The 21,873-nt window shown below is 48.8% G+C and carries 14 protein-coding genes; 8 read left to right on the top strand and 6 right to left on the bottom strand.

Annotated features, from left to right (window positions below; genetic code table 11):
- Positions 1-41 precede the first annotated feature (41 nt).
- Positions 42-2,174, bottom strand: a complete 2,133-nt coding sequence (locus ACXAG2_RS06420) for a TonB-dependent siderophore receptor (RefSeq protein ID WP_474865277.1) — start codon at positions 2,172-2,174, stop codon at positions 42-44.
- A 226-nt stretch (positions 2,175-2,400) separates the two neighbouring features.
- On the opposite strand from ACXAG2_RS06420, the gene ACXAG2_RS06415 reads away from it, so the two are divergent.
- The 4 genes from ACXAG2_RS06415 to ACXAG2_RS06400 are packed head-to-tail and all read left to right on the top strand — an operon-like array spanning position 2,401 to position 7,063.
- Positions 2,401-3,930, top strand: coding sequence for an ABC transporter substrate-binding protein (locus ACXAG2_RS06415; RefSeq protein WP_474865275.1), 1,530 nt, complete (start codon positions 2,401-2,403; stop codon positions 3,928-3,930).
- Positions 3,931-4,869 carry an ABC transporter permease gene (locus ACXAG2_RS06410; RefSeq protein WP_474865273.1) on the top strand — a complete coding sequence of 313 codons (939 nt, stop codon included), beginning with the start codon at positions 3,931-3,933 and terminating at the stop codon, positions 4,867-4,869.
- A complete protein-coding gene (locus ACXAG2_RS06405) occupies positions 4,869-5,660 on the top strand; it encodes an ABC transporter permease (protein ID WP_474865271.1) in 792 nt (263 codons plus the stop codon). The genes ACXAG2_RS06410 and ACXAG2_RS06405 overlap by 1 nt, the downstream gene beginning before the upstream one ends.
- Entirely contained in the window at positions 5,657-7,063 is a 1,407-nt protein-coding gene (locus tag ACXAG2_RS06400) for an ABC transporter ATP-binding protein (protein ID WP_474865269.1), read from the top strand. The genes ACXAG2_RS06405 and ACXAG2_RS06400 overlap by 4 nt, the downstream gene beginning before the upstream one ends.
- Positions 7,064-7,066: 3 nt before the next feature.
- Here ACXAG2_RS06400 and ACXAG2_RS06395 read toward each other — a convergent pair whose 3' ends face one another.
- Entirely contained in the window at positions 7,067-8,209 is a 1,143-nt protein-coding gene (locus ACXAG2_RS06395) for an MFS transporter (protein WP_474865267.1), read from the bottom strand.
- A gap of 239 nt (positions 8,210-8,448) precedes the next feature.
- Here ACXAG2_RS06395 and ACXAG2_RS06390 point away from each other — a divergent pair, with 239 nt between their 5' ends.
- Complete coding sequence (locus ACXAG2_RS06390; RefSeq protein ID WP_474865265.1) at positions 8,449-8,976, top strand: NADPH-dependent FMN reductase; 528 nt, start codon at positions 8,449-8,451, stop codon at positions 8,974-8,976.
- A 118-nt stretch (positions 8,977-9,094) separates the two neighbouring features.
- Here ACXAG2_RS06390 and ACXAG2_RS06385 read toward each other — a convergent pair whose 3' ends face one another.
- Together ACXAG2_RS06385 and ACXAG2_RS06380 are read right to left on the bottom strand one after the other, a co-directional pair.
- Positions 9,095-11,911 carry a TonB-dependent receptor gene (locus ACXAG2_RS06385; protein WP_474865263.1) on the bottom strand — a complete coding sequence of 939 codons (2,817 nt, stop codon included), beginning with the start codon at positions 11,909-11,911 and terminating at the stop codon, positions 9,095-9,097.
- 504 nt (positions 11,912-12,415) lie between these two features.
- Positions 12,416-14,179 carry a glycoside hydrolase family 2 protein gene (locus tag ACXAG2_RS06380; protein WP_474865261.1) on the bottom strand — a complete coding sequence of 588 codons (1,764 nt, stop codon included), beginning with the start codon at positions 14,177-14,179 and terminating at the stop codon, positions 12,416-12,418.
- Between the two features lie 384 nt (positions 14,180-14,563).
- Between ACXAG2_RS06380 and ACXAG2_RS06375 the strand changes: the two genes are divergently transcribed.
- Positions 14,564-16,123, top strand: coding sequence for a sodium:solute symporter family transporter (locus ACXAG2_RS06375; RefSeq protein ID WP_474865259.1), 1,560 nt, complete (start codon positions 14,564-14,566; stop codon positions 16,121-16,123).
- 30 nt (positions 16,124-16,153) lie between these two features.
- A complete protein-coding gene (gene tmpT, locus ACXAG2_RS06370) occupies positions 16,154-16,780 on the top strand; it encodes a thiopurine S-methyltransferase (protein ID WP_474845047.1) in 627 nt (208 codons plus the stop codon).
- Between the two features lie 59 nt (positions 16,781-16,839).
- Here tmpT and ACXAG2_RS06365 read toward each other — a convergent pair whose 3' ends face one another.
- Positions 16,840-19,947, bottom strand: a complete 3,108-nt coding sequence (locus ACXAG2_RS06365) for an efflux RND transporter permease subunit (RefSeq protein ID WP_474865257.1) — start codon at positions 19,945-19,947, stop codon at positions 16,840-16,842.
- Positions 19,948-19,949: 2 nt separating this feature from the next.
- Complete coding sequence (locus ACXAG2_RS06360; RefSeq protein WP_474845051.1) at positions 19,950-21,008, bottom strand: efflux RND transporter periplasmic adaptor subunit; 1,059 nt, start codon at positions 21,006-21,008, stop codon at positions 19,950-19,952.
- A gap of 335 nt (positions 21,009-21,343) precedes the next feature.
- Here ACXAG2_RS06360 and ACXAG2_RS06355 point away from each other — a divergent pair, with 335 nt between their 5' ends.
- Positions 21,344-21,760, top strand: coding sequence for a hypothetical protein (locus ACXAG2_RS06355; RefSeq protein ID WP_474865255.1), 417 nt, complete (start codon positions 21,344-21,346; stop codon positions 21,758-21,760).
- The last annotated feature ends 113 nt before the right edge of the window (positions 21,761-21,873 follow it).

The following is a 21,873-nucleotide window of genomic DNA, read 5'->3' as shown; positions in this document are numbered from 1 at the left end:
GAAAAAGGGGCATCAGCCCCTTTTAAAACGAATAGTAATGGTCAGAATTGATAGCGGGCACTTACATTAACCGTTCGCGGTGTGCCTGGCTGAGTCCATAAAGCAGAATATGAATTATCGAAATACACTTCATCCAACAAGTTGTCGACAAACACCTTCACCTGCAAGGATTCGTTAATGTCTACATGCCCGGCAATACTCACCAGAGTATAGGACGGCAATACATATGACTGGTTAATCAGCTCTCCGGGACGCTCACCAACGTATTGGAATGACCCCAGCACCGCTGCGTCTTTACCGGAAACGGTAAACTCCCGTTGCGCGGTAAGCACAAACCGGTTCTCAGGAATGTTCAGCAACCTGGTCCCTGCCGGGATCTCAACACCCCAGTCGGAATTCGTTACTGTATTAGAAGTCGCTGCGTCCGTATAAGCATAAGACAAGCTCAGAGAGGTTTGCTCAGAAATATACGCTTTTACATCCAGTTCAAGCCCTTTACTTTCCGCTTCACCCAGCGCGGCTGTGAACCCGGAATTCACCGGGTCAGAAGCCAGTATATTCGACTTTTCGGCATTAAATAACGCCAGTGTACCGGTGATCCCGTCACCTTCAGTAGAGAATTTAACCCCCAGCTCGTAAGACTCACTTTCTTCAGGTTCAAAAGAATTACCATCTACGTCGGCTCCGCTATTCGGACGGAACCCTTCAGAATAACTGGTGTAAAAGGTGAAATTACTATTCGCCTCAAACACAAAACCCACCCGCGGGCTGGTTGCCGTGCGATCCTGACTGGTCACCGATCCGTTCATGAAATTCTCAATATCCTGGGAAAAGTCATCGAAGCGGAAACCAACTAACAGCTTAAACTGCTCCGACAAATCGACCTGATCCTGAATGTAGATACCTTGCGCACTTTGATTTTCTTCACGGTCCGTGAGTGGCGCAACCTCCGGCTGAACCTGGCCATATTCCGGATTTATTTTACTCACTGAATAAGTAGTATCGCCGGCTCCCCACGCCGTTCTCCAGCGCTGCATTTCCTGTTCAAAGGTGTAATCATATGCATCCACCCCGAGCAAAATGTGATGAGTCATTTCACCGGTTTGTACCCGGCCACTCAGTTCTGCCCGCGCAGAAAGGTCCTTAGTATCGTAGTCTCTGTAACGACGCTGACGTGAGACAACAGGATTATCTTCGCTCAGCAGCTGGCGACCGGAAGACAACTCAACCTCTGTTGAGTAACCTTCGAATGAAGAATCACGGTAACTTAGACCGGCATTTACGTCCCAGTTTTCGTTCAAAGATGTTTGTAGTGACAATTGATGTCCTACAGCTTCAATATTCATGTCGCCGTCGGCCGGTTCGCCATAGAAGGTTTCACGGGGTACGCCGGTAAAGTTGTCACCCACAACCACAATGCCTCTGTCGAATGGGGCCTGCTGGTCGATTATCTCCAGTTCGTAAACCAGGTTTGTAGTGTCATTGAGCCGGTAAACCACTGAAGGGGTGAAAATGAGCTTATTGCTTTCAACAGTGTCACGGAAACTACCCGCGTCTTCATAAGCACCATTAACCCGGAATGCCAGATCCGACGTGACTGCGTTGGTGTAATCACCTTCCAGACGATATAAATCGTAACTACCTGCCGTTGCTTCAATGTAGCCTTCCTGATCAAACTCAGGCTTTTTGGTAATAATATTGATGGTGCCGCCGGGTTCACCACGACCATACAGCGCTGATCCCGGACCTTTGAGAATTTCTATCGCTTCAATATTTGAGGCATCACGACGGCCACTGAATCCACGGCCAACGTTAAAGCCGTTGACCAGATAACCCGAAGGTGAATTCTCATCACCTGCAAATCCCCGCACTGCAAAGCTGTCCCAGAGGCCACCAAAGTTATTCTGGCTGGCAACACTTCCTGAAAGGGACAAGGCTGTTTGCAAATCGGTAACCCCAAAGGAATCCAGGGTTTCATCTGACAAGACTGTCACCGCTTGCGGTAAGGACTTTAGTGGCACATTGCCGCGATAAGCCTGGCGCAGGGAGGTCACTTCAACGATTTCTATACTGTCGTCTTCTGCTTCAATATTTTGTGAAAAAGATTGAAAACTGGTACCGATAAGTATGGCGAGAGAGGTGAGCCTGGTCACCCGGGTTACTGAGAGTTTCACTGTGCAAGTTCCATTCTAAAAGATAATGATAATTATTAGACCAATTTAATTTGATACATTATCACATATCATTGCAGTTTACTCTACTAAACTAATAATCAGAGCGTTCCGCTAAACGCCTTTTGGATGTCAACTAACGTAAAAAAAAGCCACTTTTTTACGCGAGATAAGTATACTTAGCGGGTAACCATTCCATCCGCTAAATATCAATTTGATAAGGTATGTCGTGATCTCCCGCGTTTTTTTTCTTTGCTTGCTCACATTCTTCATGCAATCCTGCTCGCCTGCGCCGAAAGACACGACTTTACATATCAGCGGCCCCTTTGAGCCGGTCAACCTGGACCCGGCTTCCGCAGGTTATATGTTTACCCGGATGCAAATTATAGAAACACTGGTAGACGTGGATAATGATGGAAATCTGATACCGGGCCTGGCAACTTCCTGGAAAAGCAATGCAGATTTGACCCGCTGGACATTTAATCTCAGACCCGGCGTAACATTCCACGACGGCACATTGATGGACGCAGAGTCAGTGCGAAAGAGCCTTGCCGTAGCGCTCGGAAAACCGGCTCCCTTTCCGGTCGATATCGTCACCAACATTGAAATCGTTGACCCGCTGACGGTCAGTTTTACACTCAAAGCGCCTTACCGGCCATTTCCGTCCCTGCTTTCCAACTACACGACAGCAATCTTATCGCCCGCATCATTTGGTAAATTTAACCGGATGAAGGCACTGATTGGTACGGGTCCTTATGAAATTACTGAATTCATACCGCCCCATAACATTAAAGCTAAGCGTTTTGAAAAGTACCGCAATGGCCCTGCTACCATTGAATCCGTTGATTATGTAACCGGACACCGGTCAGAAACCCGTGCACTCATGGTAAGAACGGGCCAAGCAGATATTGTTTTTAATCTCGATCCGCCGGCAACAGAGATGCTGAAGCAGGATCCGGATGTAAATGTGCACACCCGTTATATCCCCAGAACAACTCTGGTCAAGCTTAACAGTGGGAACGAAAAACTCAGCGATGTGCGGGTAAGGCAGGCGCTGAGTCTGGCCATTGACCGTCAGGCCATCGCAGAAGGTATTCTTCATGTTAAAGGTGCTGAAGCTAATCAGCTGTTCGGGCCATCTATGGGCACCTGGCACGATGCTTCTTTACCACCACTTGCTACAAATATTGAAAAAGCAAAAACGTTGCTTGATGAAGCAGGCTGGAAACTTCGTGATGACGGTATCCGCTACCGTGACGGTAAGCCGCTGTCCTTATCAATGATTACCTACGCAAACCGGCCGGAACTTATCACTATTGCCACGGCGATTCAGGCTCAGTGGCGGGAAGCTGGTGTTGAGCTTGCAGTGCATATGGAGAATGCCAGCGCCATACCTTCAGGTCACAGCGACGGCACACTGGAAACGGCTTTGCTGGCGCGCAACTTTGCCAACATTCCGGACCCTCTGGGCATCTTACTGGCAGATTTCACCTCGGTTGAAGGCGGAGAATGGGGCCCTATGAACTGGAGCAATGACCGGGTATTTTCCATCGTTAGTCAGTTGGCGTCCGGTAAGCCGGATGACAACTACTATGTGTTGCAAAAAGAACTTATCAGCACGCTGAACGAAGATATGCCGCTTATTCCGGTGGCATTTTATGTTCAGCAATCAGCCACATCTTCTCAGGTCAGAAATTTCAGTTTCGACCCCTATGAGCGTTCGTTCAGAATCGACCAGATGCGCTTTCAGAGTAAATAAATGCTGAAAATACTACTCTCCAGACTTGGTCAGTGCTTTTTGATGGCGTGGAGCGTGGGCACACTGACGTTCATCCTTACCCGCCTGCTGCCGGGGGATATGGCCTATAAAATTGCAACCGGACGCTATGGCGATGATGCAGTCAGCACCGCTGCAGCCAATGCGGTGAACGCCGAACTAGGACTTGACCGGCCTGCTTTTCAGCAATATCTGGTGTGGCTGGGAGATTTGATTACCGGAGACCTGGGTACAAGCCTGGTGACCGGCGCGCCGGTTGTCCATGAGTTGCAAAACCAGATGAGCTTTACTCTGGTGCTGGCGTTTTGGGCTATTCTTGCAGCAGCGCTCATTGCCTTTCCTGTGGGGCTGTTGTGTGGTGCAAAAGCCGAAACAGTGCCAGACAAGGCTTCACTCATCACATCAACATTTATCCGCTCCCAGCCGGTATTTTGTCTGGGGCTGTTACTCATTTTTATTTTTGCCATGGAGCTGAACTGGTTCCCTGTGGCCGGATTAGGCAGCGCTGAGTACGCTGTACTTCCGGTACTTACTTTAGCACTCAGTCTGGCAGCAGTATCTAACCGGGTAGTCCGCAACAGTACCCGCCAGGCCGTTAACAGTGCTTACTTTCATTTTGCCCGCACCAAGGGACTGAGCTATGCACAAGCCTTCACCCGCCATGTAATACCAAACGTCATAGTACCCGGCCTGGCTTTTATGGGTATTCAGCTCATCGGCCTGATTGAAGGGGTTATCATGGTGGAAAGTCTGTTTGCATGGCCGGGTATAGGCCATGGTTTGTCGCACGCTGTTTTTGCCAGAGACATACCCATGTTACAAGGTACAGCGCTGGTCATGGGTATGTTGTTTGTGGCGATTAACACCCTTGTGGATATCAGCCAGCACTACCTTGACCCAAGAACGAGGCTGGAAAATTGATGTCTATTTTTCACAGGCTGACCATGCAGCAACGGGCTGGCATGATAATCATGTTATGCCTCGCTGTATTTGCCTTTTGTGCACCGCTTGCCGGCACCGATCCTGATACTCAGGATTTGCGTCATGCTTTCGCCGCGCCGGGCGCAGAGCACCTGCTTGGTACTGATCATTTTGGCCGCGACATGCTTGCCCGTCTGTCCGGGGGAATGCGGATTTCATTTGCGCTGGCGATAATCTGCGTATTCAGCGCAGCAGTAAGCGGTGTAGCCTGCGGTCTGGCCGCTGCCTGGTACCGGCGCTGGCTGGATACAGGTCTGAATTTTCTGGCCAACACGATTCTGGCACTGCCCGGGCTGGTTCTGATCCTCGTTTTTGCTGCAATTGTGCCAGGTTCATTTTTGATGATCTACATCGCCATATCGCTGGTGCTGTGGGTAGAGTTTTTCAGGCTCGTCAGAGCCATTACCCTGCCGGTTGTACAGGGAGAAGAACTGGAGTCTTCAGCATTGCACGGCTTCGGAAAGTGGTATCTGTTCAAACGTCATATCTGGCCTGCCATTGCACCCGATGTGTATTCTCTTTCCGCCTTCGGTGCAGCGACAACGGTCATTGCTATGTCATCAACAGGATTTGTGTACGTCGGCCTCAAGCCTCCCACGCCGGAACTCGGCCTGATGATTGTGGAACTATTTCCGTATTACTATAAAGCGCCCTGGCTGTTACTCGAGCCCATTGCAGCACTGTTTTTAATGGTCTTTGCTTTCCAGCTTCTGGCGGGTAAACAGTCATGAATTCTGTGCTTCAAATAGAAAATCTGACCATCGTTTCTTCAGAAGGCACACTGGTAGACAACCTGAGTTTCACCGTCAGCCTCGGCGAGCCGGTAACGGTTATCGGAGAAACCGGCTCAGGAAAAAGTTTGCTGGCTCACACCATCATGGGAGACTTACCCAGGAATCTTCAGGCCACCGGTAAAGTGCTCACCGCCGGACATGACATGTTGCAGGCGCATGCGACGCAGTCACCGTCTTCACTGTGGGGACGAACCATTGTCATGTTGCCACAGGAACCGGTGAAAGCCTTGAGCCCCCTGATGAAACTCCGGCAGCAGGTTGGCGAAGTATTCAGATTTATCAGAAATCTCAGCGGCGACAATGCTCAGACATCGGTTGATGGTGCACTCGGGCGCACCGGACTGACTCAGGCTGCAGATAAAATACCGTCGCAACTATCAGGCGGTATGGCGCAGCGGGCCGCTTATACCTGTGTTGCGGCAACGTCTGCCGGAATCATGATTGCCGATGAGCCGACGAAAGGACTGGATAGTCATCACAAAGCAGTTCTCGGGGAAGAGCTTCGTCAGTTCGCTAAAACGGGTACCCTGCTCACAATCACCCATGATATGAGCCTTGCAAAGCTGCTTGGCGGTAAAGTCATCATAATGCAGAAAGGTAAGGTTTTGGAAACCGGTGCAGCGGGCCGCGTGCTGAATACTCCGCGCTCCCCATACGGGCAAGCCCTGCTTAACGCCTTACCTGAAAACTGGACTCCACAGAGCACTAAGAAAAGGAGTTTTGCTCCACTGATCACGTTGCAGGACTGCGCAATAAGACGTGGCACCGACGTTATATTTGACAATATCAGTCTGGCATTAGGGAAAGGAGAAGTTGTCGGCTTGACCGGTGACAGTGGTAGCGGAAAATCCACCTTGGGGAATGTACTTCTGGGATTACTTCCGGCAGACGGTAAGCGACACATTGCAGAGCCACTGGCCCGTCACAAAATGCTAAAAATCTATCAGGACCCGCCCAATGCTTTCGCTAAAAACGTGCCTGTTATTCAGCTTCTGGACGATGTCATCCGCCTTCATCAGCTGGACGACAGTGAACTAGACCCGCTGATCAATGAACTCGGGCTTTCCCGCCAGTTACTGCAACGGCACGCAGGCATGATCAGCGGAGGCGAATTACAGCGGGTCGCCCTTTTGCGGGCGCTGCTATTGAAACCGGCTTTCCTGGTCGCCGATGAACCCGCTTCCCGGTTGGACCCCATAACCAGTGAAGTGGTCTCACGGTTACTGGTATCAAGCTGCCGTGAGCGGCAGTGTACACTGCTCTTTATCAGCCACGACAGGCAACAACTGGAAAAGCTTTGTGACCGGGTGATCGATACAAACAGCCTCAGGCAGCAGTAACACCTATACCCTGACTCTTCCGGCCAAGGCAGTAGCGACACAAAGTAACACAGCAATCACACCCAATGCCGCAGGCAGGCTGTAAACCTGTGCCCCGAAGCCGACCAGTGCAGGCCCGGCCAGAACACCCACATAGCCCAGTGTTGATACGGCTGTTACCGCAGACGCTTCGCTCATAATTTTTTGCTTACCCGTGGCCGAAAACATGATGGGCACAATATTGGAACACCCGAGACCAATCAGGACATATCCGGTAAGCGCTGCCACAGGAAGCGGCACCAGAAGTGATAATGCAAAACCTGTAATTGCAATGCCGCCGCCTCCCAGTACCATCATTTTTGGTCCCAGTATGCTGGTGATCTTATCCCCGGCCAGACGTCCTAACGTCATGGCAACAGAAAAACAGGCGACACCCAACCCGGCGTTCTCAGGATTAACGTCACGGTATTCAGTCAGATAAATGCCGCTCCAGTCTAGCACAGTACCTTCGGCCAGAAACACAATGGAACACACGATACCAATCAGTACTACCACACCTTTTGGCAGGGCAAAAAATGCCGCCGGCTCCTGTGACTTGCCGGTTCTAAATCCGTTTATGCCAGTCAGCAAAAAGGCCACTGACATTACCGCACCGGCTGCACTGGCCAACTCCACCGGTACACCGGAAGATAAAATCGCTGTCATTAAAATTGCGCCACTCATGCCTCCCAGACTGTAAAAGCCATGAAACCCCGACATCAGCGGCTTATCCGCTTCTTTTTCTACTGCAACGCCCTGAATATTCATCGCACAATCGGTGGTTCCAACGCACAAGCCGAAGAGCACCAGAAAAACAGCCAGCAGGGTAACAGAGTCCAGCCAGATCAATGCCGGATAAAGCAGTGAGAAGCATGCCATAGAAGCCACCAGCACAGGTTTGCAGCCAAGCTGAGATGAGAATTTACCGGCGAGAGGCATGCCAACCAGCGCTCCGGCGCCGAGACATAACAACATCAGCCCCATGGTACCGTCACCAATGGCGAGGTTTATCTTAATAAATGGAATGATGGCCGCCCAGGCTGCAGTAATGAATCCTGCGCTGAAAAAAGCAATCCGGGTGGCACGTTTTTGCGCAGGTATTAGAGGACCTGCTGGCACTGAAGACATTCACTATCCTACATGTAGTTGACGACGCTGGTAATATTCAGACTCTGCTGGCAGCGCACTCAGCATCATACAATATCCGGACTGAATTTAAATTCCGTTGGCACAATATGCAACAAGCTATTTCAGCTAAACACGTTCATTTCATAAAATCGAACGAACCATTTTGTATTTAGCACTTATCCATTTACGATAAAAAACGTACTGTATTGATAACGAAAAACTCAAAAAGGATTCAATTCATGAAAGTTGTTGCATTTGGTGCAAGTACGAGCAAAAACTCAATTAATAAGGCGTTAGCAACCTACACGGCAAAGCAGGTAGAAGGTGCTGATGTTACCGTTCTGGACATCAACGATTATGATGTTCCTATGTTCAGTGAAGATAAAGAAAAAGAGATTGGTCAGGCTGAAGGCGCTCAGAAGTTTTTAGATGACATCGCCGGCGCTGACGCCCTGGTTATCTCATTTGCTGAGCACAATGGTCACTACCCGGCGGCGTTTAAAAACCTGTTCGACTGGGCAACCCGTATCAACCGCGCGGTATATGGCGACAAACCAGCCGTTTACCTTTCATCTTCACCTGGTCCCGGCGGCGCAAAGTCTGTACTGGCAGCGGCAACCGGTTCTGCAGGTTTCTTCGGCGGAAACGTAAAAGCATCGGTTTCTGTGGCTAACTTCTACGATGTTTTCGACATGGAAGCTGGTGAAATAAAAGACGATACTGTCGCGACTGAATTAAAAGCGGCAGCGGCTAAGCTGACGGCTTAAGAGATAAATAGCAGGTCATTCTTGTTTATATTAATGCCAGTGAGGTCATACTCACTGGCATTCTTCTTTTGCAGACTGAGAAAATGCTCAGACTCCGTTCAAATGAAGTTATCCTTTATCAATATGAGCCTCGAATACCGATAAGCAAATTCCTGCCACTGTAATACGCTGCGTTCTTGCGGGATTTTCCGTCGCCATATAATCCTGCCGGATTCGGATAGTATTGATACTCAAGCGTATCCAGCAAATTAGCACCTTCAAGGCGAATCTCAAAATTATCAGTTAATTGATATCCGATACTGGCGTCAAGAAACCCAATCCCTGCCTGAACCCGGTTGAGATCATTGCCGCGGTTGAGTGGATCCGTGTATTTTTCACTTTTGTAGGCATAGGAAACCCGTGCGGCAACCGGACCGTTTTCATAAAAAGCAGACACGGTGTAACCATATTCAGGTACTGTCGGAATGTTATAAACATCGCCATTATTAGCCACCCAGTTGGCAGATTTTGTATCCACATTGGTATAGCTCGCAGTCATCCCCAAATGATTAAAAGGTTCCGGCAGGAAAGTGAAGTTCTGCTGATAAGAGACCTCCAGACCACTTAACTCCTGCGACGCTCCGTTAACATAACTGCTCAGGTTAATTTCAAGTTCATCCGGTACATTGCCAGATTCATCATAATAGATAGCACCTAACGAAGTGTCGGGTAGTTCCAGTGATGAAAAACGGACAAACGAACTGACGGCTACAGGCTGGTCGCTGATATCTTTCCAGAATGCCCCCACAGAAAGTAACCCTCCCTCATTGAAATACCACTCCAGGGCAATGTCTTTTGAACTCGATTTTTCCGGCTCAAGGTTCGGGTTCCCGGCTGAAGCTTCCAGCTTAAACGGGTCTGCAATAATGACATTACCGGCTATTAAATTCAGTCCGGACCGGGTAATCGTTTTTCCCATCGACGCCCGAAAGAGCAGCTCCTCAGTCAATTCATAAGAAAGATTGAAAGATGACAGCGTTGTGCTGTACTCCCCCTCGTTCACATTGGGTACGTAGGCACCATCCGTAAGCGTGTAGTTGTCAGCTGTCACGTTTGTCCGCGAGTACCGGACACCACCGTTGATGCGTAGTAAACGGTCCAGTACATAACCTTCGATGTCCGTTTGAATGTAGACCGAACGCACTTTCTCTTCTGCTTCAAAACTCGCGTTATAGTCTATTTCAGATGCGTCAAAGGCAGAGTAAGGCATAAAATAGTTTAAAATGGTGTCCCGTGAATACGTCGACCAGTTTTTGGGAAAATCATCCCCGGCTCCCTTCGCATAAGGCGAAATGGGCATAGATGTGTCCATTAATGCGAGAATTTCAGACGCCGGCATCTCCTCAAAAGATTGTCCGCCGGGTAAAGTCTGTGATTTCCCCCGCGCTATAGCATTTTTCCTGCTGCTGGTTTTTGTGGAAACATTCTGAGCTATGCCTAGCTTGACGTTTCCATACCACTCAGAGACGTCGTAGTTATATTTAACCTCCACAAGCAACATCTGATCCTCATCAACTTCCCTGTTCTGCGCAAAAGATAAATCGGCACCCAGATTCCAACTCTGCGGATTTGTAAAATCGCGATCATAAGTCAGCGTCGGATATACCGTACTTTTACTTGCGTCTATTACCGAGGTCACCCCATCTACCTGAGTATAGATATTGGAGCCTGAGAATACCGCTTCACTTTTTGAACTGGTCAGTTGCCCTCTGAGTGTAAAGTCATCATTCAGGTAATATTTGGCTCTCAGGTTAATGCTGTGAAAGTCGGTTTCAGTATCATAGAGATAGTTAGTGTTGAAGTAAGAGGTATTTCCAAACTCACCGAACAGATTGTTATTATCGTCAACATAAACATCTATAGGTACGATACCTTGCATACCATTGGTACCTGAATTACGAATTGCGATACCAAATGTATATTCATCCCTCTCGTCCTGTAAGTTAGCAATCAGGCCGTCCAGGCTAACATCAAGGTCGTCGGTTTTATACTGGAGAGAAACAACCGAGCTTAGGCGCTCGCGGTCGTTTGCAGATGCATAGGCGCGATGGAATCGCGGCAAGAAAGCATTGTCCACTTCTTCCCTGGTAAACGAACCCGTATTTGCCCTTGGATCCTCATAGTCCATGATGAACCGGAAAGGCCCCTGGCCATTCATCCCGAATGCGTGCGAATTATATTGCCCGGTTGTCTCATATCCCGAGCGGACGATTTCAGAACCGGCATAAGCCAGACCGGCAAGCACTCCCCAGTTTCCCCATGTATTCCCGTACATGAATGAACCTTTGGGGTTAGTCGACTCCGAAGCATCGTTATAGCTGCCATTCAAGGTGTAGCGGACAAACTCTTCCCCGCCACCATCAAAAGGTCTCGGAGTCTGAAGATCCACGGTGCCGCCGATGCCTCCTTCAGTTAATTCTGCGCGGGCGCTCTTATAGACATTTACCTGCCCGAAAAGCTCAGAAGGAAATACATCATAATTAAAGTCACGGGTCGCAGTACCAATATTCATTCCCGATGTCGTATGCACCGGAGCACCGTTTATGGTGGTCACCGCGTAAGACGAATCCAGTCCCCGGATCGTGATACGGTTTCCTTCGTTACTGCCATTTCCTCTTTCCAGATAAACGCCGGGAATTCGTTGCAATGATTCGGCTATGTTTGCATCAGGAAATTTACCGATATCTTCAGCCACCACTGCATCCACCATGCCGGCACTCTCGCGTTTTATTGATATAGATTTAGCAAGACTTTTCCGGATCCCTCTGACAGCAATAACTTCAACATTGTCCTCACTGTCAAGTGCAGCATTGTCTTCATCCTGTGCATACAGAGGATGGCTTATACCGGCATTGATTGCTGCTATGACAGATAAATGTATAAAACATTTTTTCATTTTAGTTCCTCAGGTTTCATACTTTTGCTCTTATCCAATTGAGATGTCATCGGCACGGGCAGATTTACACCTGAAACTGGTAAGGCAGATTTAACGTAAACTGAAGATCTTAAAAATCACATTAAATGTAAAGATTATTGGTAAGGCCAAAAAATCTTTTAACAAAAGATTTAAAATATAAAACTTTTAGTTGGCGAACTGTCAGAAAGATAAACTTTCCGGAGTAGTTAAATTCCGTTCAAAAACCATATAAACATCCGATTTTGAAAGAGAAAAATAGTTTTAGCAAAAAAGGGAGCGACATAGGAATTTTCTGGCTACGACTTTTACTCGTACTTATCTTGCATCAGGTGGATAGGAATAGGCAGGTTATTTCGAAGAAAGATGCAACTAAACCGGACATACCAGATTACCAATCAACAATGAATAATATCCTGATAAAAAATAAGTCACGTCGTCACTTTGAAAAGAAAAAGGGGCAACAGTGATGCCCCTTACAAATCGTTAGTTTGCTTTTTCTGCATACCACTCTTTCATTAAATACCAGACGTCCTTTTTGATTCCTTGCTCGCTCATCAGACCTTTTCTGTTCCAGTAATCCTGTACGCCGGAAAGCGGCCTTCTGGGCGATCTGAAGTCTTTGAGTAACCAGGGAGAAACGCCCCGCAAGTTATCCATATTTTCCAGCATTATCAGATTATTCCGGAATACTCTGGATTGATATTCCTCGGTAAAAAATTCACTGTCACTACCATGATTTCCCTGTAAAGCACCGGCTCCGAATTCACTGACGATTATGGGTTTATCAAACTTAGATTCCCAGGTGAATTCTGCACACTCTTCGGGAGTATCATCTTCGTACCAGCCGCAATAAGTGTTAATACCAATCACATCGACAACATTCGCAAAATCTTCATCGATTTTTCTTCCTTCACCGGTGACGCTTTGCGTATTTATTGCTGCGGTGATCAGACGGGTCGGGTCCGTAGTACGTACACTGTCGGCTAACTTTGTCAGAAACCGTGTTCGCACTGGCGTATTGGGGGTCTCATTGGCAATAGACCAGAGAATGACGGAAGCGCGATTCTTATCCCGATCCAGCATTTCGCTGAATTGCCGGATCGCTTTATTTAACACAACATCATTTTCAAACTGAATATCCCAATAGACAGGAATTTCCGCCCAGACAAGCAGCCCCAACTCATCCGCTACCCGCAGCATGTTTTCATTGTGGGGATAGTGAGCCAGCCGGACATAGTTAGTCCCCAGCTCCTTAGCCCAGCCTAATAAAACACGGGCTTCTTCCTCACTCCACGCACGTCCGTCTCCGCCTGGCTTCTCCTCATGAATTGCAATTCCCCGTAAAAATACAGGTTTGCCATTGAGCAGGATATCGTTGCCGTCTACAGAAATAGTTCTGAATCCGACTTTGTCTTCAATATCAGTACCATTGAGCGAAATCTTCACCTTATATAAATACGGAGACTCCGGCGTCCAGAGTGACGGCTCAGCAGAAAAAGCTGCTTTTATTTTTCCGTCATTTCCAGCTCGAAAAGTTTTATTTATATTCAGCTCAGGAATACTAAGTTTCACACTGGCATCAGCTTTGTCTGGCCCGTCAACTTCAACGCTTACATCTATTTCTCCACCCTTCCACGTGAGCGCATAATCTTTTACATACGTCTTTTCTAATTCGAGTAAACGTACCGGGCGGGTTATACCTCCATAATTCCACCAGTCAGTGCTCATTGTAGGTATGTAGTCTGGCTCCCTGCGATTATTCACTTTTACCACCACAGAATTTTTTCCTTGCTGCAGAAACCCGGTTACGTCGAATTCAAACGGTGTAAATCCGCCTTCGTGCACTCCGGCTTTTTTACCATTTACATATACATGTGAGAGGTAATTAACAGCATCAAAATGAAGAATGTAACGTTTACTTTTGTCGATATCGAGGGACAGAAACTTTTGATACCAGACACTTCCTTCATAAAAAAACAATTCCTCAGCCTGTGTATTCCAGTCGCCGGGAACCTGTAATTTCATAGCAGCATCGAAATCAAATTCGGAGAGTTTAGTTTTACTCACCGGTTCCTGATATGCCTGAAATTTTCTTTTATCACCCACATCATATGGATCGACAATAACATTCCATTGCCCGTTAAGAGATATCTGATTACGTGATGAGACGTTTTGGATCAGATCGCTGGCTAAAGCCAGCTGTGTTGTAAACGCAATTACAAAAAAAATTGAAAGTGACTTACCCATAAATACAAATAGCCATTAATTAAACCGGTAAGACCATACTAACCACACAAAATATTGCCCCAAAGCGGTATTACCAAATTAATTCAAATCTGAAATAAATAGCCAGTAAAGGCGCATTAATGTTAACAGGAGGATAACAATCAAAAAGCCACCTTACCAATTAACCATTTTAGAAGTACCCGCGATCGTAGGCGGCGCGTTGATAACGCCTCTACTTCATTCCCGACCGTCTGAACGTTTCCTTTCTCTTATCTGTATATATTCTGCACTTAACTCTTTCTGACAGTGTGATATGGTTGAATTATCATCAACACTCTGCCCCCTTTATATTCAACGTGTTACCTCATTACGCGCAGGCAGCGGAAGCAAATTCAGGAGAAAGGAATGACGTGGCTGGACTATTCCATTGTAGGTATTTATTTACTGGGATTATTGTTTTTAGGACTCAGGTTCAGGCATCAGCATTCCGGACAGGAATACTTTCTCGGCGGGCGCTCACTGGCCTGGCCCGCACTGACACTCTCTGTCATGGCAACCCAGCTTTCCGCTATCAGCTTCATTTCCGCACCGGCATTTGTGGGACTCCGTGAAGGTGGCGGTCTCATCTGGCTGAGCTACGAACTGGCTTTGCCGCTGGCAGTAATTATTATGCTCTGGCGTTTGCTGCCCACCTTACATAACGCCGGTGTGGTAAGTGTCTATGACTATCTTGAGCAGCGTTTCTCCCGCTCTACCCGCTTGCTGATCAGCTTCGTCTTTCAGATAAGCCGATCTTTCGCCACTGCCATTATGATTTACGCTATCAGCCTGATATTACAGGGCACCATGGGACTGAACCAGTTCCACGCTATTTTGGTTATCGGGGTGATCACACTGATTTACTCAGCAATGGGCGGTATGAAAGCGGTGGTTTACGGTGATGCTATTCAGATGATCCTCATCGTTGCCGGCGCAGCTTTATGTCTGTGGGCAGGTCTGGACGCTGCCGGTGGCTGGGACAAAGTATTTGAAATCATTCCGCCGGAACGTCTGCAGGCCGCCAATACCAGCACAGCCGGATTAAATGGCAGCGATTTCGGTTTACTGCCCATGCTGTTTGGCGGTCTTGTGCTGTATGCCTCGTATTACGGGTGCGATCAGTCTGAAGCCCAGCGGGCGCTGTCCAGCCACAGCATAAAAGACTTAAAGAAAATGATGCTGACCGTAGCTTTTCTGCGTTTTCCTGTCACTTTACTGTATTGTGCTGCGGGCCTGGTGATCGGGGCCCTTGTGATAGCAACGCCGGAATTGCAGGCGCAAATCCCGGAAGGCGAACCCGACTGGATGATGCCCGTCTTTATTATTAACTATCTTCCTGCAGGCATTGTCGGCATTCTGGTAGTCGCCATTCTGGCTGCGGCCATGTCGTCGCTCAGTTCTGCCATTAACAGTCTGGCTGCGGTGACCACCGAAGACATTTGCCGTATCACCGGTGCCAAACCCGATGATGAGACCTATCTGAAACGGGCTCGCCTTGCCGGTATAGTGTGGGGACTGATTACTCTGGTGCTGTCGTTGTATGCCGGCAACATTGCTCCCACGGTGATTGAGGCTATTAATAAAATCGGTTCAGTTTTTTACGGTCCGGTGCTGGCCACATTCCTGGCGGGTATTCACAGCCGCAAAGTGTCCCCTGCTGCCGCTAATGCGGGATTGCTGGCCGGTGTAGCGGTAAACGTGTTTTTATGGCTGAGCGGTAACCCGTTATTCTGGTTCTGGTGGAACCTGATTGGTTTTGTTATCACCTTGTCTTCAGCCTTTGTTTTATCCCGCTTTTTACCTAACGATGCGGCACATAAGCTGCCTTCGGTGCGGGGTATCAGTTATCGCGCTGCCGCCATCCTGGCCGCCTGGTCAGGTATTTTAGTACTGACTGTGATTTACCTGCCGGACTGGTTAGGATAATCTGCTTTTTTATCTTCTTTAGGGGAATGTATGGATCCGCAATTCTGGATGTTAAAGTGGCAAAACAATGAAACCGGATTTCATGAGCCTGAAGCGAACCCGAACCTGACTGCCAATATTGACCAGCTATCGCTGGCTCCGGGCAGTCGTATCTTTGTGCCTTTATGCGGCAAAACACTGGATATTCCCTGGCTCTTGTCGAAGGGTTATGAGGTGGTAGCAGCAGAATTAAGCCATCTGGCGATCATTCAGTTATTCGATCAGTTAAACATTATTCCTGATTCAGAAAAGCTGAATGGCGTAACCCGCTACGACGTTCCCAATTTCACCCTTTTCGGCGGCGACATTTTTGATCTTACCGCTGACATGCTAGGCAAAGTAGACGCCATCTACGACCGTGCCGCACTGGTAGCCTTACCATTTGAAATGCGTGTCCGCTATGCTGCACATCTTCGTGAAATTACCAGGACGGCTCCCCAGTTACTGGTGACCTTTGACTATGACCAGCAAAAGCTTGATGGCCCGCCGTTCTCAGTGATCAGCAACGAAGTAGAACAACATTACATCGACCACTACAGCTTAACCTTGCTGCAGGGTAAAGAAATCAACCTGAAAGGCAAAGTGCCGGCACAGGAAAATGTCTGGTTGCTGAAATAGTCTCCTGCGGTTAAAAAAATGGCCTGCGTCAGGCAGGCCATTTGTCGTTTACTCACCGGTTATTCCAACTCGCCTTTGCGGTATGGTATTGCCGCATCCTGCTCTGTCAGTGCTTTTTCCCGGGCTTCCGGTGACCCGGTATTGCGGGCAAATGCAGCATAGGCTGTGGGCACGATGAACAGGGTCATAAAGGCCGATACGATTACGCCGGCAAATATCACCATACCAATCACCATCCGGCTTTCAGATCCCGGGCCTGTTGCCAGTACCAGCGGCAGCGAACTGAATACAGTAGTGAAGCCCGTCATCACAATCGGGCGCAAGCGCTGGGCCGCAGCACGTTTCAGTGCCTCTTCAAATTCAACACCGGCATCACGTAACTGATTAGCAAACTCAACAATAAGAATACCGTTCTTCGCCGCAAGACCAATCAACATCACCAGCCCGATCTGGCTGTAGATATTCATGGTCATGCCTGCCACATACAAGCCGATAAACGCCCCGACCAGTGCCAGAGGAACGGTAAGCATGATAACCAGCGGATGCACCCAGCTTTCAAACTGGGCTGCAAGAATGAGGTAGGTCACCGCCAGTGCCAGAATGAAGACGAAGATAAATGAGTTACCGGCTTCATGATAAAGCTGAGACTCACCTTTATAGTCAATGGACACAGCATCAGGCAGTTCTGTCGCAACGATGTTTTCCAGATACGCCAGTGCTTCCCCGAGGGTATAACCTTCTGCCAGGTTCGCTTCAATAGTAATAGCACGCATGCGGTTGTAACGGTTCAGCAGTGCCGAAGTCGCCTGCTCATCCACTTTCAGCAGGTTATCCATGGGAATAAGCTGACCAGTGCGTTGTGAACGGACATACAGATTATCAATGCTGCTGGGGCTGCGGTAATCCGATTCTATCCCTTCCATGATGACGTAGTATTCTTCGCCTCTGTCCAGGTAAGTAGATACACGGCGTTGTCCCAGCATCACTTCCAGAGTGCGGCCGATATCAGAAATCGACACCCCTAAATCGGCTGCGCGGTCGCGGTCGATATTCACCAGTAACTGCGGAGAGGTATCTTTGTAATCGGAATCCAGGCGTACCAGTCCCGGATTGTCTCTGGCTTTATCCATGACGATGTCACGCCAGGCCACCAGGTTTTCGTAGGTGTCGCCCTGCAACACAAACTGGACCGGACGCCCTGTGCCGCCACTGATGCCGCTTCGCATTACGCCAAACGCAGTAACATCCGGAATCACTTCCAGCTTTTTAGTCACCTCTTCCATCAACTCAAAAGACGTGAATTCGCGCTGATCCCATGGGATCACGCCTACCACAGCCAGCCCGGCCATGGTGCCCCGGCCCGGCGCACGTACCAGCAGGCGATCGAAGGTTCCTTCTTCACGGTAAGGCATCAGAATCGATTCCACTTTTCTCATACTTTCCGCTGTATTTTCAAAAGATGCACCTTCCTGACCTTTTACCATTATATAAAAAGTCCCCCGGTCTTCTTTCGGGGTGAACTCACCGGGGATTTTCCCGAACAGCTGCCAGATGAGAACAAGTGTAATGATGAACAGCACGGCCATCAGCCACGGCTGGTGAATGGTGGTACCCAGACTGCTTTCGTAACGGTTCTCGATAGCCTTGAAGCGCTTATCCAGCCAGCTGCCGAAGCCTTTATCCCGCGACTGCTTTTTCAGTAATTTCGAGCACATCATGGGAGACAGCGACAAGGCCGTAAAACTGGAGAAAGCCACAGCGGCAGCCATGGCCAAAGCAAATTCTGTAAACAGCCGTCCGATATTTCCTTCCAGGAAGATTAGCGGTACAAATACAGAAATCAGCACCAGCGTGGTAGCGATAACAGCAAAGCCTACTTCTTTTGCCCCGCGGTAAGACGCCAGTAAAGGCGGCTCTCCCATTTCGATACGACGGTAAATATTCTCAAGCACTACGATGGCATCATCGACCACCAGCCCGATGCCAAGCACCATTGCCAGCAGCGTCAGCAAGTTGATAGAAAAGCCCAGCATATACATCACAATGAACGCGCCGATCATTGACACCGGCACGGTGACAGCAGGAATAAGTGTTGCCCGTACATTCCCGAGGAACAGGTAAATCACTACCACCACCAGAATCATGGCGATAATCAGGGTGTTGTATACTTCGTTGATTGATTCCTCGATAAATACCGAAGAGTCGTAACTGGGTACAATGAAGATGTTATCCGGCAGCGTTTCTTCAATTTTAGCAATCTGCTCTTTGGCAGAACGCACCACATCGAGGGTATTGGCTTTCGATTGCTTAATGATCCCCAGGCCAATCATGTTTACACCGTCACCGCGGAATTCACTTTCGTCATCCTCCGGTGCCAGCTCCACATTGGCAATTTCACCCAGTCGTACCAGATAACCGTCATTACCTACCGCGACAGTCAACTGGGCAAAATCATCCGGCGTTAAGAATGAGCGCGCTACCCGCACCTCAAAATCCCGGTCATTGGACTCGACCTCACCAGCCGGCAACTCTACGTTTTCTGACTGAATCACATCTTCCACGTCGGTAACGGTGATACCACGTGCCGCCATGGCGTTACGGTCAAGAAACACCTTCATGGCATAGGTCCGGCCGCCGCCCAGCTGAACCCTGGCCACACCATCAGCAATAGACAAGCGGTCTACCAGGAAGCGCTCGGCATAATCGGTAAGCTCCATGGTATCCAGGTTAGTACTGCGCAGGTTAAACCACACCACAACATCTTCGTCTGAACTTTCTTTTGATACCTCGGGAGGATCAGCCTGTTCAGGCAGGTTGTTCAGCGCACGGCTCACCCGTTCCCGCACATCATTGGCAGCGGCATCGATATCACGGGTCAGCTTAAACTCAATTGAAATAGACGAACGTCCATTGCGGCTGGTTGAGGTGATATTTTTTATCCCTTCAATTCCGCTGATCCGGTCCTCCAGCAACTGAGTGATACGGGTTTCAACAATGTTGGCAGAAGCCCCGTCGTAGTTGGTGTTGATTGATACGATTGGCGGGTCGATATCCGGATATTCCCGCAGCGACAGCATAGTGATCGCCACGATGCCGAAGATCACCACCAGCAAATTAATCACCGATGCGAACACCGGCCTTTTTACGGAAGCATCAGATAACCACATGGTTACACTCCCTCAGCATTCAGTACACGAACGGCAGAGCCTTCCTGCACACGTAACGTGCCTTCGGTAATAATACGTTCACCGCTGACCAGGCCGTCGACAACCTGCACGATACCGGGTTTACGCTCACCGATAATGACTTCGCGTTGCTCGACCACATCGTTATTCACAACAAATACGTACTGCTTATCCTGAATGGGCACCAGCGCTTTTTCAGGAATAACCAGTGTTTCCAGTACCTGCTTTTCCAGTGTGATTTGAAGCAGCATACCGGGACGGATTTTCACCGGTTCGTTTTTAATGTGTGCTCTTACCAGAACAGAGCGGGAGACCGGATCGATACGGGAACCGATAGTGGCAATGGTGCCTTCAAAATCTTCTCCCGGATACGCTACGGACTGTGCGATAACCCGCTGACCGGGAGACAGGCTGGCCAGCTGCCCTTCTGCCACACTGAAATCTACCTTGATAATGCTGATATCGTCCAGCGTGGTAATGGCATCACCCGGTTGTACCAGTGAGCCTTTGCTGATGTTGCGGATCCCGAGCAGACCGGCAAAGGGTGCACGGATTTGCAGCTCATCCAGTTGAGACTTCGCAACATCCAGTTGCGCTTCAAGTCCTTTCAGTTTGGCTTGCTGTTCGCCAAGTATTTGTTGCGATGCCGCGCGGGTTTTCGCCAGGTTCACTACCCGCTCATACTGACTTTTCGCTTCCACAATGTTCGCTTCAAGTTCAACAATGCGGGCCAGCTCTTCGTCATTATTCAACTGAACCAGCAATTGCCCGGTTTTTACCGTATCACCGTCATCAAACTTTACGTCCGTAACGCGGTCGGTCTGCTGCGCCGTGATCGTGACCGATTCGTTGGCATTGGCCGTACCCAGCGCCTCAATGGTCACCGGAAAGGTTTGCTCGGCTACTACAGTCACGCGAACGGGAGAAGGTAAACGGCCTCCGCCTGCGGAAGACTCTTCAGCAGGCAGATTGATATAAATTAAGAACGCACCTAACGCGACAACGCCCACCAGTAACGGGGACAAAAAGGACTTTTTCGACATCTCTGATTCCTATCAACGTTTCTCAACTGCACAGCCAGGGCGATGCTGACACTGTGTATGCATTTCTATTCTATGCACTGAGAAATTAAAACAAGCCTTGGTACGTGGCTGTTGTTATTGTTGTTATACTGCCGGACAACTCTTGATGAAATCAGGCCGCCGGTCTGTTTGTTTATAATTATTTAAATTTTATTTTACCTGGTTGTATGCTTTTTAGGATTCGCTCATCAGTCGTTTTGTTACTTCTGCCGCTTTTTGGCTGCTCTGAGGTTCCCGCGCCCCCGGTTTGCCGTTCAGTTGAATCCACCGAACCCGCTCATGACGCTCTCGCCTGTGTGATCAAAACAGATAAATACGCATTACTGCTGGAAAACGCCGGAGGTCTTCTGACCATGCCGCTGGCCAGCATCAATGAAGAGCAAAGTGAACAGTGCGCTCTGCATGAACAGGTCTGGCAACAAACCGGTGTAAACGTGGAAGTGGGTAAACTTGTGCTGACCACCAGCCAGAATATGGCCGTGTACGAATGCACCCAGCAAGCCGGCCTGGACAGCATCACTGGCGACTTCCCCTCGCCCGGCTGGACCGGCGAATCACTCAGCTGGGTAAAACGTGATGTTTTTTCAATCAATATCAAAGACATGGAAAACCGCGATCATTTGATCCCGCTGCGTGACAGCGTCACAATACTGCATCAGAATACGCAACCAGCCGGTGGTAACACCACCACAGCGAACCAGTCCGGAGAGTAAATCTCAACGTCTCTGCTTTTTTCCTCCGGATGATAAATAATAAGTCAGACGATACTGGCATTGTTGACTGTCAGTCCGTCTGCTACTTTGTATCAACAGGACATAAAAGGAGT

The organism is Alteromonas sp. ABH4_456, from assembly GCF_056160645.1.
Note: the sequence above shows the minus strand (reverse complement) of the source record. Positions and strands in the feature narration are given on the sequence as shown.

Excerpts from the sequence above, each read along its gene's own strand:
- ACXAG2_RS06395 (WP_474865267.1), bottom strand. The coding sequence starts at position 8,209 with ATGTCTTCAGTGCCAGCAGGTCCTCTAATACCTGCGCAAAAACGTGCC.
- ACXAG2_RS06405 (WP_474865271.1), top strand. The coding sequence starts at position 4,869 with ATGTCTATTTTTCACAGGCTGACCATGCAGCAACGGGCTGGCATGATA.
- ACXAG2_RS06380 (WP_474865261.1), bottom strand. The coding sequence starts at position 14,179 with ATGGGTAAGTCACTTTCAATTTTTTTTGTAATTGCGTTTACAACACAG.
- ACXAG2_RS06400 (WP_474865269.1), top strand. The coding sequence starts at position 5,657 with ATGAATTCTGTGCTTCAAATAGAAAATCTGACCATCGTTTCTTCAGAA.
- tmpT (WP_474845047.1), top strand. The coding sequence starts at position 16,154 with ATGGATCCGCAATTCTGGATGTTAAAGTGGCAAAACAATGAAACCGGA.
- ACXAG2_RS06410 (WP_474865273.1), top strand. The coding sequence starts at position 3,931 with ATGCTGAAAATACTACTCTCCAGACTTGGTCAGTGCTTTTTGATGGCG.
- ACXAG2_RS06390 (WP_474865265.1), top strand. The coding sequence starts at position 8,449 with ATGAAAGTTGTTGCATTTGGTGCAAGTACGAGCAAAAACTCAATTAAT.
- ACXAG2_RS06385 (WP_474865263.1), bottom strand. The coding sequence starts at position 11,911 with ATGAAAAAATGTTTTATACATTTATCTGTCATAGCAGCAATCAATGCC.
- ACXAG2_RS06360 (WP_474845051.1), bottom strand. The coding sequence starts at position 21,008 with ATGTCGAAAAAGTCCTTTTTGTCCCCGTTACTGGTGGGCGTTGTCGCG.
- ACXAG2_RS06365 (WP_474865257.1), bottom strand. The coding sequence starts at position 19,947 with ATGTGGTTATCTGATGCTTCCGTAAAAAGGCCGGTGTTCGCATCGGTG.
- ACXAG2_RS06375 (WP_474865259.1), top strand. The coding sequence starts at position 14,564 with ATGACGTGGCTGGACTATTCCATTGTAGGTATTTATTTACTGGGATTA.